8 protein-coding genes are annotated in these 17,336 nt (G+C 70.6%); 3 read left to right on the forward strand and 5 right to left on the reverse strand.

Annotation, left to right across the window (positions count from 1 at the left end; all coding sequences use genetic code 11):
• The first annotated feature begins 26 nt into the window (after positions 1-26).
• Complete coding sequence (locus QSK15_RS21735) at positions 27-1,379, forward strand: FAD-binding oxidoreductase (protein WP_285796001.1); 1,353 nt, start codon at positions 27-29, stop codon at positions 1,377-1,379.
• 5 nt (positions 1,380-1,384) lie between these two features.
• Here the strand turns inward: QSK15_RS21735 and QSK15_RS21740 are convergent, their stop codons facing one another.
• From QSK15_RS21740 to QSK15_RS21750, 3 genes are all read right to left on the reverse strand, one after another.
• Positions 1,385-1,780, reverse strand: coding sequence for a VOC family protein (locus QSK15_RS21740; RefSeq protein ID WP_285796002.1), 396 nt, complete (start codon positions 1,778-1,780; stop codon positions 1,385-1,387).
• 15 nt (positions 1,781-1,795) lie between these two features.
• A complete protein-coding gene (locus QSK15_RS21745) occupies positions 1,796-2,563 on the reverse strand; it encodes an arsenate reductase/protein-tyrosine-phosphatase family protein (RefSeq protein ID WP_285796003.1) in 768 nt (255 codons plus the stop codon).
• A 108-nt stretch (positions 2,564-2,671) separates the two neighbouring features.
• Positions 2,672-3,601, reverse strand: a complete 930-nt coding sequence (locus QSK15_RS21750) for an NADP-dependent oxidoreductase (protein ID WP_352232198.1) — start codon at positions 3,599-3,601, stop codon at positions 2,672-2,674.
• 51 nt (positions 3,602-3,652) lie between these two features.
• Here QSK15_RS21750 and QSK15_RS21755 point away from each other — a divergent pair, with 51 nt between their 5' ends.
• Positions 3,653-4,339 carry a TetR/AcrR family transcriptional regulator gene (locus tag QSK15_RS21755; protein ID WP_285796005.1) on the forward strand — a complete coding sequence of 229 codons (687 nt, stop codon included), beginning with the start codon at positions 3,653-3,655 and terminating at the stop codon, positions 4,337-4,339.
• A 204-nt stretch (positions 4,340-4,543) separates the two neighbouring features.
• Positions 4,544-7,471, forward strand: coding sequence for an immunoglobulin-like domain-containing protein (locus QSK15_RS21760; protein ID WP_285796006.1), 2,928 nt, complete (start codon positions 4,544-4,546; stop codon positions 7,469-7,471).
• A gap of 83 nt (positions 7,472-7,554) precedes the next feature.
• Here QSK15_RS21760 and QSK15_RS21765 read toward each other — a convergent pair whose 3' ends face one another.
• Together QSK15_RS21765 and QSK15_RS21770 are read right to left on the reverse strand one after the other, a co-directional pair.
• Complete coding sequence (locus QSK15_RS21765) at positions 7,555-9,309, reverse strand: family 43 glycosylhydrolase (protein ID WP_285796007.1); 1,755 nt, start codon at positions 9,307-9,309, stop codon at positions 7,555-7,557.
• Positions 9,310-9,667: 358 nt separating this feature from the next.
• On the reverse strand, positions 9,668-17,329 hold the full coding sequence (locus QSK15_RS21770; protein ID WP_285796008.1) for a SpvB/TcaC N-terminal domain-containing protein: 7,662 nt from the start codon (positions 17,327-17,329) through the stop codon (positions 9,668-9,670).
• Positions 17,330-17,336 lie beyond the last annotated feature (7 nt).

The raw sequence follows: 17,336 nt of genomic DNA on the forward strand, positions 1-17,336 counted from the left end.
TACCGATTCCCGTCAGGCTCAGACGCATGACGACAACGACCGGTCCCCGCTTCGACGGCCGCGTCCTCACCCCCGGTGATCCGGGTTACGACGCGGCCCGCACCGTCTGGAACGCCATGATCGACCGGCGACCGCGGATGATCGTGCAGGCCGCGAGCGTCACCGACGTGGTGGCCGCGGTGCGCCTGGCCCGCGACCTCGACCTGGAGATCGGCGTACGCTGCGGCGGGCACAACGTGGCCGGCTTCGCCGTCCCCGCGAACGGCCTCATGATCGACCTGACCGCGTTGAACGGCGTTCGGGTCGACCCCATCCGTCGACGCGCCCGGGTTCAGGGCGGCGCGCTGCTCGGCGCACTCGACCGGGCGTCGCAGCCGTACGGCCTCGCCACGACTGCCGGCAACGTCTCGCACACCGGGGTCGGCGGCCTGACCCTCGGCGGCGGCATGGGCTGGCTCGCCCGCCAGCACGGTTTGGCCTGCGACAACGTCGTCTCCTACACGATGGTCACCGCGGACGGGAAGGTGGTCACCGCGAGCCGAACCGAGAACCCCGACCTCTACTGGGGCCTGCGCGGCGGGGGCGGCAACTTCGGCATCGTCACCGACTTCGACTTCCAACTGCACCACATCGGTACGCAGACCCTGGTGGCCGAGTTCGACTTCCGCGCCGAGGACGCCGTCCCGGTACTCGAAGGCTGGCGGGACCTCAACGCCGTCGCGCCACGACAGGCGACCTTCACCGCTGATGTCCACGGCACGGCCAGCGGCCCCATCGCCGCCGTCGGCTTCGTGTGGGTCGGCGACCCGGCACCCGGTCTCCGGTTGCTGCCGGCGATGCGCGCGCTCGGGCGCCCGGTCGCTGAGCGGGTCACCACCCCGTCATACCTTCAGTTGCAGCACCGCGACGACACCGTCGGCGGCCACGCCTACCGCCGGTACTCCAGCGCGCACTACCTGCGGCAGTTCCCCACCGCCGCGATCGAGGCGTTCCTTCTGCGCGGTGCGGCAGACCTGCACGCCGGCGCCCACCTGCCCGGCGTCGGCCTGCAGGCGCACGGTGGCGCGATCGCTGACATCGCGGATGCCGACGCGGCGTTCAGTCACCGCGGTACCGCGTTCGAATTCGGCGCCGGCTCCCGCTGGACCGAGCCGTCCGAAGACGACGTACGGATGGCAGCGGCGCGCAGTGCCGCAGCGGCACTGGGCCCGTACGCCGACGGCGTCTACGTCAACTCACTCGCCGCCGACGAGGGGCAACGCGGGGTACGCCGCGCGTACCCGGCCGCCAAGCTCGCCAAGCTCACCGCACTGAAGACGGTCTGGGACCCGCACAACGTGTTCCACCTCAACCACAACATCCGGCCCCACAGCCGCTAGCGCGGTCATTGTGCGGCGGGACGGTGGGCGGGCTGGAACAGTTCGATGAGGTTGGCGGCGGGGTCGGCGAGCAGGATCTGGCGCCCGCCGGGGCCGGCGACCACGTCGCTGCGGAACGACACGCCTCCGCCGCGGAGTCGGTCGATCTCCGCATCCAGATCGTCGACGGTGAGATGGATGCGGTTGCGCCCGGCGTCCGCGGCGTCGTCGGGGGTGGCGCGGGCACCGGAGCTGGCCGGCCCCGACAGCAGCAGCCGCAGCGGGCCGCGTACGACGTCGGCGAAGGCGGGCACGGCGCTGGTGTGCACTGTGAAGCCGAGGTGGGTGGTGTAGAAGTCGATGGCCGCTTGGACGTCATCGACGATGTAACGGACGCTGGCATGCTGCTCGGTCGCTGTCATGGCGGCATCTCTCCGTTAGGTCCGGGTGGCGTTGAGGGCAGGCAGCAGGTGTCTGACGCGGGTGTCGATGTCGGTCGCGACACGCTGGAAGGCGGGGTAGCTGACCTGGTCGGTGTCGCCGGCAGTAGCGGGGTCGGGGATGCTCCAGTGCACTCTGCGGGGGTGGCCCGGGAAGTCGGGGCAGGCCTCGCGGGCCTTGTCGCACAGGCTGATGACGTAGTCGAACCGGCGACCGGTCAGCGTGTCCCAGTGCCGAGGGCGCTGGTCGGTGATGTCGAGGCTGAAATCCTCGCGCACCACCCGTACGGCGTTGGGGTGCAGGTGCGGCCTGGGGTGGCTGCCGGCGCTGGCCACGCTGACGTGACCACGGGTGTGCTGCCGGAGCAGGGCCTCGGCGATCGCTGAGCGGGCGCTGTTGCCGGTGCAGACGAACAGCACGCCAAGGCGGGGTACGCGCCGCAGGTCCGGGTGGGGCACGAGGGCCTCTCGGCGCAGCGCCGGGTGCAGCGCGCTGCCGGTTTCGGTCAGCGCCTCGGCGCAGCGCTCCAGGTCCAGGTGGTAGTAGCTGTCGCGGCCGTCGAAGCTGCTGCGTGTGGTGGTGACCAGCCCGCCGTCGCGCAGCAGCCGCAGGTGGTACGAGACCAGGTTCTGTGGCTCGTCGACGAGCGTCACCAGTTCCCGGACCCGGTAGTCGCTGGCCGCGAGCGCGGTCAGCAGTCTCCACCGCAGCGGATGGGCGGCGAGACGCACGAACGCCGGGGCGGCGTGACCCGACAGCACCATGACCGGAAGGTACCTCAGGCCGAAGCGATGCATCAAGTGGATTTGATGGATTCACATCGAGTGGCGGAACGCCGGAACCGCCCGCCCCACGGCGGGCGGTCGGGCGCGCTACGGCTTCAGCACGATCTTTCCTCGCGCGTGGCGGGACTCACTCAACTCGTGGGCGGCGGCCGCTTCCTTCAGGGAGAAGACGGCTGCGACCGGCACCGTGAAGCGGCCCCGCTCGGCGAGGTCGCCGGCGGCGGCGATCCCTTCGAGCGACGGTGAGTCCGCGCCGGGACCAGAGCCGCGCGACAGGTGCACGCCGTACGCCGGGGCGTTGATGTCCGCGATGCTCACCACCCGGTCCGGGCCGGAGACCAGGCTCACCAGGTCAGGTATCGAGCCAGAGCCGGCACAGTCGAGCACCGCATCCACTCCGCCGGGCAGCAGCGCATCGACCCGCCCGGCCAGCCCGGAGCCGTAGGTGGTCGGGATGGCACCGAGCGAGGCGAGGAAGCCCTGGTTGCGGTCGCTGGCCGTGCCGATGACGGTCGCGCCACGAGCGACAGCGAGTTGGATCACCGTCGTACCGACCCCGCCGGCCGCACCCTCGATCAACAGCGTGGTGCCATCCCCCACGCCCAGGAGGTCGAGCACCCGCGTGGCCGTCTCGATGTTGCCGGCCGCGCCGCCCGCCTGCTCCCAGCTCAGGGCGGCCGGCTTCGGTGCCCACGCGGCCAGGACGGCGTATTCGGCGTTCGCTCCGCCCATCTGGGCGTAGTCGGTGATCCCGAACACCTCGTCGCCTGGCCGAACCGTGGTCACCCCGTCACCGATCTCGTCCACCACCCCGGCCGCGTCGACGCCGGGCACGTGGGGCAGCCGGAGCGGAATCCATTCCTGGAATCGGCCGGCGCGGACGTACGTGTCCGCCGGATTGACACCCGATGCCCGAACCGCCACCCGGATCTGCCCGGGTCCGGGGTGCGGTTCCGGTGCCTCCGAGACCGTGAGCACACTCGCGGGACCGTACTGGGAAAATTGCAGAGCCCTCATGTGCGGGGACGCTAACGCGCCTCCGCCGTCCACCTCGCTAAAGTGAGAGCAGTGACCGCTCGTTTGTCTCACACCCTTCGCTCCGACGCTCTGGACAACCGCGAGCGCATCCTCGACGCCGCCCGCGCGGTCTTCGCCGTTGCCGGTCTGGACGTGCCGATCCGGGAGGTCGCACGGCGTGCCGGGGTGGCGCCGGCCACCCTGTACCGCCGGTTCCCGACCAAGGAGATGCTGGTCACCGAGGCCTTCGCAGAGCAGATGTACGCCTGCCGCGCCGTCGTCGACGAGGGTCTCGCCGACCCGGATCCGTGGCACGGTTTCTGTCTCGTCATTGAGAAGATGTGTGAACTGAACGCCCGCGATGGGGGTTTTACCGCGGCTTTGATCTCGACGTTTCCCAATGCCGTGGATTTCGACGCGCGCCGCGAATACGCTCTCCGGTCGATCGCCGAGCTGGCCCGCCGGGCGAAGGAAGCCGGCCGTCTGCGCCCCGACTTCGCCCTGGACGACGTCATCCTCGTACTCATGGCCAACAGCGGTATCCACGCGCCCTCGCCGGCCGCCAGGGTCACCGCCTCCCGGCGCTTCGCCGCGCTCGCCATCCAGGCATTTCGCGCCGACCCGGATGCCTCGCCGCTGCCGCCTGCGGCGCGGCTGGCACCCCCCGCACCGGTGTCGCGCGAACTGGCCGAACGCGGCGACGAGGACGGCCTGGCCGCCGGTCAGCCGCTGCCCTGACCCTCGGTCGTCGTCTCTGGCGCGGGATGGTCACCTCGTCGCTCTGAATGAGGCCGACCCCGAGTGGGGCCGGGCCGCAACGTGCTGCGTTGACCCGGCAGCACAGCGTAGTTAGCGTTAACAACCCCCGTCCACATCAGAGGGAGCCATCCACCGCTCAAGGAGGGTCCATTGAGACTGCGACAGCGAAGGCCACGTCTCGGGATGAGTCGGAGAGGTAGAGGTGTCGCGGTCCTGGCACTGGGTGCGCTGCTCTCGGTCTCGTTCGCGGCGGTGCCCGCGCACGCTGCCGAGGAGCAACTCGACGACGGTCTGGTGCACCATTTCGCGCTCGACGAGACCAGTGGGACGACGTTGGTCAACTCGGGTAGCGCGGGCTCGGCGGCGAACGCCACACTGGTGAACCCCGAGAAGGCGACCCTGACCGGCGAGGGAGTCAGGTTCAACCCCGACTCCTACGAGAGCGCCCTCGACGGCGCGTACGTGAAGCTGCCGAACGACATCACCGCCGGCATGTCCAACCTCACCGTCGACTATGACGTGTGGGTTGACCCGGCGAACGTCGGCGAGCACCAGATGTGGGGGTTTGGTCGCAAGTCCGGCTCATGCGACGTCGACACCGGCGCCGAGGGCTCGATCTTCGCGTCGAACACCCAGCGGTTCCGCGTGGCGGTGGGTTCGGCGAACCTGCAACAGAACCGGGTCCGCATGCTGGAGGGAGCGTGGACGCACGTCACCTTCACCCAGTCACTGAACCCGACCGGTACGAGCTGGACCGGCAGGCTCTACCTCGACGGCGTGCTGCACGCGACGTCGACGAACCTGACCACGCCGCCCTCGGTGAACGCTGCGGGGACGAACTGCAATTTCCTCGGTCGCTCGCAGACGTCGGGCCACTATTCGTTCCGCGGGACGATCCGAGACTTCCGGGTGTACGACCGGGCGGTGAGTCCCGACGAGACGCTCGCCCTCGCGGAACGGACCGTCTCCGACGGCGTCCGCGCCGACGCCGACGCCATCGACCTCGGTCTGACCAGTGCGATCGTCCGTGACATCACGCTGCCGAAGGTGGGCTCCGTGGCGGGCTCGACCATCACGTGGACCAGCTCCGACCCCTCGGTCGTCGCGGTCCACACCCCGCCGGCCGTCGCCAGCGCCCGCAAGGTCGCGGTGACCGGCAGGATCACCCGGCCCGCGCAGGGGCAGCCGGACGCGACAGCCACGCTCACGGCGACGGTCCGCAAGGGCGCCCAGGAGGTCAGCACGCGGGACATCCCCGTCGTGGTGAAGGCCGAGTTCGACGATGCGCAGGCGGTCGACCGGGACACCTTCGACCTGGCCCTGAACACCACCAACGACGTACGCGGGAACCTCGACCTTGCCGCCAGGGGCGAGTTCGGCTCCACCATCACCTGGAGGTCGACCACCGACCTGGTCACCCCGACGGGCGCGGTCACCCGCCCGGCCTTCGGCCGCGAGGATGTTGCCGCCACCCTGACGGCGACCATCACCAGGGGCACGGCCTCGCAGACGAAGTCGTTCCCGGTGCGGGTCGTCGCCATGCCGCGCTCCGAGGAGTACGAGCGGTACTTCATGGGGTACTTCAAGGGTGAGGGGATCGCCGACGGCGAGCAGATCATGTTCGCGACATCCAACGGGAACACCGCGCTGGACTGGACCGGCCTGACCGGGGGTCGGCCGTCGCTCATCTCGCAGCTGGGCGACCAGGGTCTTCGTGACCCGCACATCGTCCGCTCACCCGACGGCGACACGTTCTACATGATCGCCACCGACCTGAACTGGTACGACCAGGGCGGATACGCCATCAACGACACCCAGTACATCGAGGTGTTCGAGTCGCACGACCTGGTGAACTGGACCCCTCAGCGGCACGTGAAGGTCGCGCCCGACAACGCGGGCAACGCTTTCGCGCCGGAGTCGTTGTGGGTCGAGGAGATCGGCGCCTACGTCGTGTTCTGGGCCCAGTCGCTGTGGAGCGACCCGGTGAACCGCACGGGTCAGGGCAACGCGCAGATGTGGTACGCCACGACGCGGGACTTCCGGACGTTCTCCGCTCCCCAGGTCTGGCAGAACCCGGCCCCGCTGTCGCGGATCGACACGACAGCGATCCGGGTCGGCGACAACTACTACCGCGTGACCAAGAACGAGGCCGGCAACCAGGGTTCGGACATCTTCTCGGAGAAGCACACCGACTTCCTGGACAGCGACATCGACAACTGGACGTTGGTCGCGCCGGCGCTGGGGCGCACGACGTGGGTCGCCAACCAGGGGTACGAGGGACCGGTCATCTTCAAGGCCAACCCCGGTGACACCGCCTGCCCCGGCCAGTTCTACCTCTGGGGTGACCGGTACACGAACGGCGGTGGATACCAGGCCGCGTGCCACGAGAACATCGAGGCGCCGACCTGGAACGCCAAGGCGATCACGATGACCAACGCGGGTGTCGTCCGTCCGCGGCACGGCACCGTGATCCCGTTGACCGTGCGCGAGTGGAACGACATCCGCGGGATCCCGAACAGCGACGTCACGACCACCACCGAGGTGGCTGTCCAGCCGTACGCGAGCGGGGCCCAGGCGACCACGGCCACCGTGACCGTCACGGCGGCCGACGGGTTCGAGACCGGCGGTCAGGTGCGGCTCAGCGTCGGCGCGTGGTCGACGCTCGCCCACCTGAGCGACGGCGCGGCCACTGTCACTCTGCCGACGGGCCTGCCTGCGGGTGCCCGGACGGTCAAGGCCGAGTACCTCGGCTTCGACTACCTCAAGGCGTCGGAGGCTACGGCGTCGTTCGAGGTGCCCTCCGGCCCGGCCGCCGTCAAGGTCCATGCGAAGGCCTCGCCGGCCTCGGTCGTCCGGGGGGACACGTTCACGCTGAACGTGAGCGTGGGGCCGGCGGGCGGGCCCAAGAAGAACGCTCCGACCCCGACCGGCGAGGTCACCGTCACCTTCGGCGGCACCGTGCAGGTCGTGCCGCTGGCGGACGGTAAGGCCGTCGTCGAGTTGCCGACCGCTGGTCTGCGGCGCGGGTCGTACCGGGTCCACGTCGCCTACTCCGGCAACCCGACCTACCGGCCCCACGCCGGCAACCACCAGAGGTTGACGGTGCGGTAGCCAGCCCAGGCATCCGCGACGCGCTGAAGGGCGGCACAGAAAGGAGCGGGCGGGATCAGTGGATCCCGCCCGCTCCCCCGTGACTACGGAGTGATCATGCCCTTCGAGACGACCAGGTTGTAGTTCTCGCCGAACACGTTGAGTTCGTGGACGCCGACCTTGACGTTCTCGGTCGTGCCCAGGACCTTCAGCCTGACCGCGTTCGTCAGCACCCGGTCGAAGGTGACGTAGTCAGCCGTGTACGCGGTGGTGTTCGTACTCCTGTCGACCAGGGACCGCCACGTGTTGGTGGGGATGTCCTTGTACTCCAGCGTGTACCGCACCGCGTTGTCACTGGTGAACGCGCGTCCGAGCTCCTTCCACTGGATCTGCGCGGCGGAGATGTGGAAGACGGTTCCGAAACCCCTGATGTACGTGGGTGCAGTGTCGCTGTCCGCCGGCTCCCACCAGGTGGAGAGGGAACGGTCCCCTCCGTAGTACGGGTTACGCCCGGCCGCGTAACTGCTTGCCCAGTACGCCTGGCTGTTGGTGGCCACGTTGTAGAGCCCGACGTCGTCCCGGCCCGAGATCTTCTTCCCCGGGGCCAGTTGCGGCGTGTTGGACAACTCGCAGTCAATTGCTCCCCGTTTCGGACCGGCGGGAATCACGGTGCAGACGTCCATGCCCAGTCGCCGCTCGAAGAACTCCTCGTAGGCGATGACATAGGTGTAGAAGAACACCAGGTTTCCGGAGTTGTCGAGGACGAAGCTGCCGTGCCCGGCGTTCGGGTACACCGCACTCGGGTGGTTGTTTCCGTAGCCGATCGGGTTCTGCTGGGTGACCTTGAATCCGGAAAGCGGTTTGTTTGAGGTCATCACGCCGGTCGCGTACGTGGTGAACTCCGTGCCGCCGGACGCGACGGAGAGGTAGTAGGTGTCGCCCACCTTGAACAGCTGCGAACCCTCCACGTACCCGTGTGTGTAGGTGGCCTTGTTGTCACCGATGTGCTGCCACTCCTGGCGCGGGTCGAAAGTCCAGAGCACGACCGGGTCGCTGATGAGCTGGCGAGGATTGTTCGGGTCGAGTTCGGCGCCCATGATCGGTGATCCGATGTTGTACGTCAGATACAGCCGACCGTCGGTGTCCGGGAAGAACTGCACGTCGCCGACGCTCAGCGTCTGACCGTTCGGGCGCAGGAAGTTCCCCATGCTGGTCCACGGCCCGGTGGGCGAGTCGGCCTGATAGACCGGCGTGTTGTTGCCGGCCATGTAGAACGTGTCGCCGAGCTGGACGACTGTCGGCGCGACCAGGCCCAGGTTCATCTGGTGGGGTGTCCACGTGAGGTAGTCGGTGGTGGACCAGACGGTGCGATTGTTGTTCGGTGCGTTCTGCATGGCACCTGATGCGTAGAGGTAGATGGTCCCGTCGACGTTCAGCGCGGACCAGTCCGCCCCGGTCCGGGCCGAGTTCTCCGAGATCCTGCTGAAGCCGACAGTGGATCGGCTCGCCAGCGTCCGCCCGGACGCTGCCGTCCACGTCTCCAGGTTCAGGCTGGCCGGGATCTGCGACGTGTTCGCGACGTTCGCATCGGTAGGTGGCATCGTCCCTACGATGTTGCGCACCGCCATCCCCGGCAGGTTGATCGGGTTGACGTACGTCTGGGCCATGTCGACACCGGCCAGTGGCACCTTGGCGGACGGGGTCTGCGGTCCGACGCCCGGCGGCGCCGGCGGCACGGGCTTCTCCGCCGAGGCCGGCACGATCGGTGCCAGTTGACCCACCCCGATTCCCACCAGGAGAGCGAGGCCAATTGCCGCCAACCCTCGACGTCGCTTCCCGGCGGCCCTCTCGATAACCATCAGGTCCCACCTTCCTTCTGGTCGTGATAACGCTAACAACAAACGCCGTCGCCCGATTTTCCGGACAACCGACTTCAACGTGGTCCGTTGCTGGTGTGAGGCACCCTTCGAATGGGCGAGAAGGGTGAGGAGAAGGCGGGTCCGCTCGACCGGCTGGGCGCTCAGCGCGCACGCTCATGAGCTCGGTCTCGCCCAGCGAGCGAGGATCAGCGACGGGCTGCTGTTAGCGCTAACAAGGTTTCGGTGATGTTAACCGTCCTATCCGGAGCGTGTCAAGAACGTCAATGCAGTCTGACGCAATTGATCACGGCGTTGGGGCGTAGACCTCAGCCGCTCGCGTCCCGGTACGCGCCGTCGGTCACCACCAGTCGAAGTAGCGGCCGGCGTGGAAGATCCCCACACCGATGGCGGCGACGATGCCGACCGCGAGCACGACCGGGGCGATCACCACGCTGCCGGCCGCGACGCCGATGGCACCCGCGGCGATGGCCAGACCCGCGCCGATGCCGACGGCGCCGGCCACCACCCCCGGGGTGTCGCCAGCCTCGGCGGCCCGGTTCATGCTGACGTACGAGACGGCGGCCAGACCGATGCCACCGATCACCAGTCCGGCGGTCATCGCGCTGACCGTGGCGACAGTGGCACCCGGCACGGCGATGGCGTACAACTCCAGGCCACCGCCGACCGCGCCGAGCGCGTCGCCGACTCCCATCTCCCAGTCGCCGTGCTGGTAGTCACCCCACAGGGCGAACGCCGACAGGCCGAACCCGACGACGCTGAGCCCCTTGCCGGCCATGCCGGTCCGGCCCGGCAGTCCGCGCACGTGCTCCGGCGCCGTGGCGGTGGCGGGGATCTTCCGTCCCCGTCCCGGGTTGGTCGCCGTGCGGATCGCGTTTCCCACGCTGGCCGGTGCGTCGGTCTCGGTGATGATGACGGCCTGAGACCGCTTGCCGGCCATGGTGCCGCTCGGGTTGGCCTGGATCGCGGCGTCCGCGTCCCGGGTCGCCGCCCGGGCGATGTCACCGGCCTTGTCGTACACGTCGGTCGACTTGATCTGCTTGACGGTGGTCGCGGTTTCCAGATCGAAGTTCGCCGTGTTGTCGCGCCACGGCATGCCGTACAGCCATTCCAGGATGTTGCCGCGGAACGTTCCCCGGCCGCCCTTGAACTTGAAGTTCCAGATGAACTTCTCGGCGGCGGGCGCGGTGTGCGCGGCGGCGCCGCCGGTGACGCCGGGTGCGGCCGGCGTCTTGCCGCCGGGGTCGGCCGGTGGTGCGGCCGGCGGCGGTTCGGGTGGTGGGGCCGGTGTGGGTGGTGGCGGCTCGGCCGGTGGCGGCTCCGGCGGCGGCGGAGGCGGCGCCGGCTTCGGTTTCGGCGGTGCCGGCGGCGGAAGGACGGCGTGCAGCACCCAGGTGCCACCCGGGTGCTCGGACCAGGTGCCCCCCTCCAGGTTGAGGGTGACGTTGGGCTGGTAGTAGATGACCGAGTTCTTGTTGTTGATCCGTGGATCGAGCGTCGCACCGTGGTTGCTCAGATAACGGCGGAAGTCCTCCACCGTGGGGTTCTCGGACCCGGTGAAGTGGGGCTCCGAGATGGAGATGTCGTGGGTTTCCGGCCCGTTGACGGTGATGGGCTTGAACCCGGCCGGATCGGCCATCCCGACGGGATTGTTGCGGCAGTACCGGAACAGGTTGCCCCCGTCGACGAAGCCACCCGGGTCGGTGCTCGCCCACCGGCCCAGCCACGGCACGTAGTACCGCGCCCCGGCATAGCAGAAGCCGGTCTCGTCGTCCGCCTCGTGCCCGCCGAAGCGGTACCGCTTCAGGCTGAGGTCGACGCCCGGCCGGCCGTACCGGTACGCGGTCGTGCCGTACGGGTGGTACTCCTCGTAGGAGATGATCACCCCGGCGGCGTCGGTCTCCAGCGCGGCCGAGCCGAGGTGGTTGGTGAGCTGGTAGCGGATCAGCGCAACGCCGAGCGGGTTGGCCGGGTCGAAGCCGCCGACGTCGACGGTCTTGACGTCCACCTGGGCGACCGGGCCGGTGTCGTCGGCGATCGTGGTGGTCCAACGCTCGTGCTGGAGGGTGCCGGTGACCCGGTTGCGCCGCCGGAACACGGTGACCGCACCCAGGAAGATCCATTCCAGTTGGACGCTGCCCGGCCGGTCCACGATCTTGCGCAGCCGCTGCCCGCTCGCGGCGTAGACGAACCGGGCCTCACCACCGCCGCCGAGGTCGACCCGACTGAGCTGGTCGTGGACGTTCCACTCCAGCGCCGGCAGGTGCGGCATGACGGTCAGGTTGCCGACGGCGTCGTGCGCGTACCCGGCCGAGTAGGGGCCACCGTCGGGGTCACCGGGGACGCTCGTGGAGGCGAGTCGGTTGGTGCGGTCGGCCGGGTCGTCCTGGTACGCGTACCGGTGGTGCCGGGTCCAGCCGGCACCCACGCCGGCCTGCGTCCGGAACCGGTGCCGGAGCACGGTGAGGTTGCCGAGCGGGTCGTACTCGTACTCCTCGGTGTAGGCGCGTACCGCGCCGGCATCGGTGAGGCTGCCGGCCGGCGGCACGTCGGTGTGGTCGCGGATCGCGTCGTTCGGCGCCCCGGCCAGCTCCCGCCCGCTGGCCCGGACCAGTTGGTAGAGCGGGTCGTACGCGTAGTCGCTGGCGGCCGGCACCGCCGCGTTGCCGAAGAAGGTGGGCGCGCCCGGCTCGGCCACCCGGGTCACGTTGCCCACCGGGTCGTAGGTGTAGCGAAGGTCGCGTACCCCGGCAGTGAGCAGCCGTTCCAACCGGAACGTCATCGGGTCGTAGAAGTACTCGGTGACCAGGCCGTTGCCGTGCCGGGCGAACCGCCGCCGGCCCAGCGCGTCGTAGTCCTGCTCGGACAGGAACTCCACCTCCGCGCCCTGTCCACGCAGCCGCGCGGTGAGCCGGCCCAGCATGCCGCCCTCGAGGTAGGTCGGGCGTAGCTCGGTGGCGTCGGGCAGGGTGACCAGTGTTGGACGGTTCACCGCGTCGTACTCGGCGGCGGTGCCGAAGACCTCGCTCTCCAGCAGCGGCGCCGCGGCGGCCAGCACCGCGGCGTGGTCGGGCGCGGCGGCCACCGGCGACCAGTCCGGGCCGGCGACGTCATCGGTGGCGAGCCTGCGTTCGGCCCGCCGCGGGTTGCCCTTGAAGTCGACAGCGGGGACCCGCACCTGGCCCGCCTGGTCGAACACCAGGTAGGGCACGCCGTGCAGGCCCAGCGCTGCCGCGTCCGGGTGCCGGTCACCGAAGACCACGTACTGCACGCAGCGCTCCGCGCCGGCGGACTCCCGGACGTACACGCCCACCGGCCGGTGCAGGGCGTCGTACGTGGTGCGGAACGTCCGGCCGTGCTCGTCCCAGATCCGGCGCACCCCGCCGAGCACATCCTGGAACACCCACCGCTCGCCCTTCTCCGCGCTCCACGAGCGCACCCCCGCGCCGTGCATGGCGGTGGCCGCGCTGGCGATGTGCCGGCCCAGCGCGTCGTACCCGTCCGAGGACCGGCCGGTGAGGTCTCCGGTGGTGCGTACACCGAACCGCTGGCCGGCGCCCCGGTCGGCCATCGAGTAGACGGCCCGCCCCAGGCTGTCGAAGTGGACCACGGACGGTGTGTCGGCGTGCGCGGCGGCGAGCCACGCGGCGCGGACGGCCGGGTCTGCCGGTTCCGGATCGGAGACGGCAGGGCTGCCCCGCTCGGCGTACCACTGGCTGTCGAGCACCGTGTCGTTGGCGTCGAACAACCGGTGCGACCAGGCAGTGGACTCGACCCGGCTGAGGGTTCCGTCCGGATAGCGGGTCAGCACGGCCCGACCCAACGGGTCGTAGTGGCGGATCGCGGTGGCGCCGATCTCGCGCAGCGCCGCGGCGTCCTCGTACTCGTGGGTGGTGCTGAAGTAGGGCTGGTACCGCTTCACCGGGTTGCCCTTGTTGTTGACCACCGTGCGGCCGGTGCCGACCCAGCGTGGATCGGCGTCCACCTCGACGGCCACCCCGTCCTCCCCCACCTCGAGGGCCCTGCCGGGATGCACCCGCGACTTGGTGATCGCCACCCCACCGGTGCCGGTGCTGTACTCGTAACTCTCCAGCCAGCGCGTGTTGGTCGGGCCGTGCCGTTCCCGGTGCCGGCCCCGGCTGTAGGCGGGCTGGCCGTTGACCATCCAGTTGAACGGGTCGTAGGTGAACGTCAACGTCGGATCGTCGAGCGTGTCACCGTCCCCGGCGCCTGGGCGGCCGAGCAGCGCCGAGGCCACCACCCGGCCCAACTCGTCGTAGCGCACCGCGCGGCGCTGCCCGTTCGGGTCGGTGACGAGGCTCGGGCCCAGCACCCGGTAGTCGTTGACGGCGGTGGTGACCGACCAGGCCGCCTGGTCGATGGTCACCCGCTCGGTGAGCAGGTGGTAGTCGTCGAAGGTGACCGCCGTCGCCAGGCCGAGCGCGTCCCGGGCCCCGTCGGACAGGTAGAAGTGCGCGGCCGGGTCGGCGGGATAACGCAGCTCGCCGGAGGGGATCCACCAGTCCGGGCCGCCGTCGAGCTGCACGTATCCGGCGGCGGCCAGGTCCGCGCCGGTGACCGCCGTGCCGTAGCCGGCAGCCAGCGCGGCCGGGGTGAAGGCGAGCTGGTACGTCTGGTGTCCCAGCCCCAGGCTGTCCCACTGCCCGGCCGGCAGCGGCGCCAACGCGTTGTCCCGGAACCGCACCTGTGACCGGGACAGCAACCGCCGCTGCGCGCTGACCCCGTCGGCCACCACCTCGTACCCGATCGGGGTGGCCGCGGCGAACCCGGCGAGCAGTTCGGCGCGGGTGAACAGCGGGCCGGCCGGGGCCAGTCCGGTCAGTTCGTGGCCGACTGCCTCGTACGCGGTGCGGATCCGGTACGCCGGCACGGGCGCCGTGTCGTCGATGTCCGGGGTGTAGCTCTGCTCGCCGTACGTGACGTGCCGGCGCCGCTGCTCGGCGGTCACCTCGGCGGGCAGGTCCGGATCGGGCGTGCTGCGGCCGTAGACCACCGCGGCGGCCTGCACGACGGTGCCGTACGGGCCGAGGACCAGGTTGAGCCGGTGGCTGATCCGGGGCTCATCCGGCTCCCGGTCGTAGGAGAGGCTGACCGCCTCCCGTTCGACGGCGACGAACACCCGCGCGTCCAGCCGCTGCACCTGGTACGTCTGCTCGACCACCCCGTACGGGTGTTCCTGGGCGGCACTGCCGTCGTACGAGTACACCTCCTGCCGCAGCGGCAGGCCGCGCAGCGCCCGCCGGCTCTCCCGCAGCTCCGCGGCGGAGACTCCGGCCGGCAGCTCCACAGCGGGCAGGTGCCGGCCGGCGTACCACTCGGCGGACAGGTCGACCGGGGCGCCGGTGTGGTACCAGGTCTTCGTGGTGACCGGTGGCTGGAACAGCTCCGGCGAGGTGTCCTGATTCCCGTCGACCGCCTCGACGCCCAGCACGTGGTCCACGAACGACTCGCCGTCGATCTGCTCGACCATGCCGAAGCCGGCGAACTCCCGCTCGACGCCGTCGTAGTACCCGTGGTGGTAGCGGTAGCCGGTGACCAGCCGGGTCCCGGCGATCCGGTCGACCTGTTCCACCTGCTCGACGACCTGCACGGGGAACGGCAGCCGGGTGGCCCACGGCTGGCCGTTGCGCCGGTCGGCCAGTTGGAAGGCGGTGGAAGCGGCGTACCGGATGGTGGTTTCACCGCCCAGGTTGTTCACCACCCGGCTGAGCAGGTGGGGCTTGCCGTCGGCGGCCAGGTCCAGGTAACGCACCGGACTGGTGGCGTCGCCGGGCAGCGGCGACGACCACACCAGGCAGCCGGTGCCGGTGCCCAGCAGGTCGGTCACCGTCATCGTCGAATCGGGCGTGACATGCGGCAGGTCGGGCAGGTCGGCGGGGGCGGACCAGCTGTTGCCGGACTGGTTGTACCAGAGCCGGATCTCCCGTCGGCCCAGGTAGCACAGGTCCATCGTGCCGGTGCCGTCCACGTCGGTGAGGAGCACCCGGGCGGGGTCGAACTCGTCCGGCCCGGTGAACCACGGCGCGTCGTCCATCTCGACCCTGGCGCCGAACCGGCCGTAGCCGACGTTGGGCCAGTAGCAGACGGATCCGTCGCGGACCCGGACCAGGTCGGTGAGGCCGTCGCCGGACATGTCGGCGAGGAAGACGCTCTGCCGGTCGTCGGAGCGCAGCAGCCGTGGGCCACGATCCTCGTCGGCGGGCCAGAGCGCGGGTCGTGCCGGGCCGTACCCCGCCTCGGCCAGCGACTCGTGCCACGTCAGCACGGTGTCCCCGGTGAGCAGCAGGTCGGGCCGGCCGTCCCCGGTGAGGTCCAGCAGCAGCAGGTCGGGGCTGGCCCAGTCGACGGCGGGCAGCTCGCGGAACGGCTCCAGATCGGACCAGCCGGCGTCGTCGGTGCGGCGAACGAAGCCCGCCGGGACGGTGCCGAGTTGGACCAGCTCGATCCGCCCGTCCCCGTTCACGTCGACCAGTTGCTGGCGTCCGCCGGCCAGGTCGGTCAGCGACGGCACGGTGGGCAGCGCGGCGACCGGGCCGATCCGGCCGGCGCCGAGATTCGGCCGGTAGTAGAGGGCACCCTCGTGCCCGGTCAGCACCCCGGCGAGTCCTTCCCCGTCCAGGTCCACCCACAGCTCGGTCCGCCCGTCCACGCCGGCCGGCAGGTTCGCCAGGCTGTCCCGGTCCAGTTCCCGGGTGGTCGGTGCGATGGTGGCCGGGGTGTATTCGAAGGTCACCGGGGGCAGCGCGGCGCTGGTGTACCCGCCATCGACGGCCGGGGCGTAGCCGCGCTGCGTCACCTCGACCAGGGTGGACAGCACCGGCCCGGTGGCGTAATCCAGCTCCACCGCGCGGACCAGGCAGTCCGTGCCCACCTCCGGCTCGTCAGGGAAGTGGTGGAACATCAGGATCCGGCGGCACAGCCGGTAGGTGCGGACCTCGAATCCCGGGCGATAGGTGGAGAACGGGTCGGGCCGGCAGGTCCAGTCCCCGGTGTCGGCCGGGCGCGGGTCGTCCGGGTCGTGCTCGCCGTAGTCGAACACCACTTCGAACAACCAGCCGGCGTCGGCGATCTGGGCCGGCGTCAGGTCCACCGGGCGTCGACCGTCGGCGTCCAGCAGCGGCACCGCGTTGCCGTAGCGCACCGACTTGAGGTAGCGGTTGGCGTGCCGGTCGGTGCGGTGCCGTTCGTGCGGCCGGTCCAGGTCCAGGCCGGTGGCGTCCTCGGCCTTGTAGGTGTAGGTGACGGCGTTGCCCCGGTCGTCCCGGGTCTCGCAGAGCAACCAGGTGTGCACCTTCGCGCCCCGGCCGATCCGGGAGCCGCCGTCGCGGCCGTACACGGCCAGCAGGTTCGACCCGGACACTGTGCGCCAGTGCACGTCACCGTCGGAGTCCCGGGTCCACCGCTCGATCCGGGCGAATGCTCCCTCGGTCCTCGGTCGGAACCGCTGCACCGTGTGCCCGGCGACCGGGGTGCCGCCGGGCACCGGGATGAGGTCGTCCTCGCCGGACAGCAGGAAGGTGTCGGTGTCGTCGTAGCGGGGCAGGCCGCGGTCGGTGCGCCGGCTGATGGCCGGTACGGGCAACTGCCAGCCGAGGCCGAACGGGCCGTTCCCGGCGCCCGAGTCGTAGCTGAGCGTCAGGTCGGGTTGGAACCCGGACCGGCCGCCGCTGACCGGGATGGGCACCGACATGCCGCCGGTCCCGGTGACCGGGTGGGCGGCGAAGGTCTCGCCGATGGCCCGGATCGCGCCGCCGCCGGTGGGCAGGCTGATCGCCGGTCCGCCGAGCCCTGGCCCGGCCGCGCCCCGACCGGCCGGCGGCACGCCGATGCCGGCCGCGTCGGCCGTCGGCCCGCCCGGCCCGAACGCCCCACCCGCCGCCGCGTCGGGAGCGCCGGCGCCGGTCGGGTCGGCGGAGCCGCGCCACCGGGAGCCGGGCCCCGGCCCCCACGATCCTCCGCCGACCGGATGGCTGGTCGTCACCCCGCCC

This window comes from Micromonospora sp. NBRC 107095 (genome assembly GCF_030269705.1).
In the GTDB taxonomy this organism is placed as follows: Bacteria; Actinomycetota; Actinomycetes; order Mycobacteriales; family Micromonosporaceae; genus Micromonospora; species Micromonospora parva.

What these genes read in the sequence shown, in the direction of transcription:
- QSK15_RS21735 (WP_285796001.1), top strand. Translation starts at nt 27, where the DNA reads ATGACGACAACGACCGGTCCCCGCTTCGACGGCCGCGTCCTCACCCCC.
- QSK15_RS21740 (WP_285796002.1), bottom strand. Translation starts at nt 1,780, where the DNA reads ATGACAGCGACCGAGCAGCATGCCAGCGTCCGTTACATCGTCGATGAC.
- QSK15_RS21745 (WP_285796003.1), bottom strand. Translation starts at nt 2,563, where the DNA reads ATGGTGCTGTCGGGTCACGCCGCCCCGGCGTTCGTGCGTCTCGCCGCC.
- QSK15_RS21750 (WP_352232198.1), bottom strand. Translation starts at nt 3,601, where the DNA reads ATGAGGGCTCTGCAATTTTCCCAGTACGGTCCCGCGAGTGTGCTCACG.
- QSK15_RS21760 (WP_285796006.1), top strand. Translation starts at nt 4,544, where the DNA reads ATGAGTCGGAGAGGTAGAGGTGTCGCGGTCCTGGCACTGGGTGCGCTG.
- QSK15_RS21765 (WP_285796007.1), bottom strand. Translation starts at nt 9,309, where the DNA reads ATGGTTATCGAGAGGGCCGCCGGGAAGCGACGTCGAGGGTTGGCGGCA.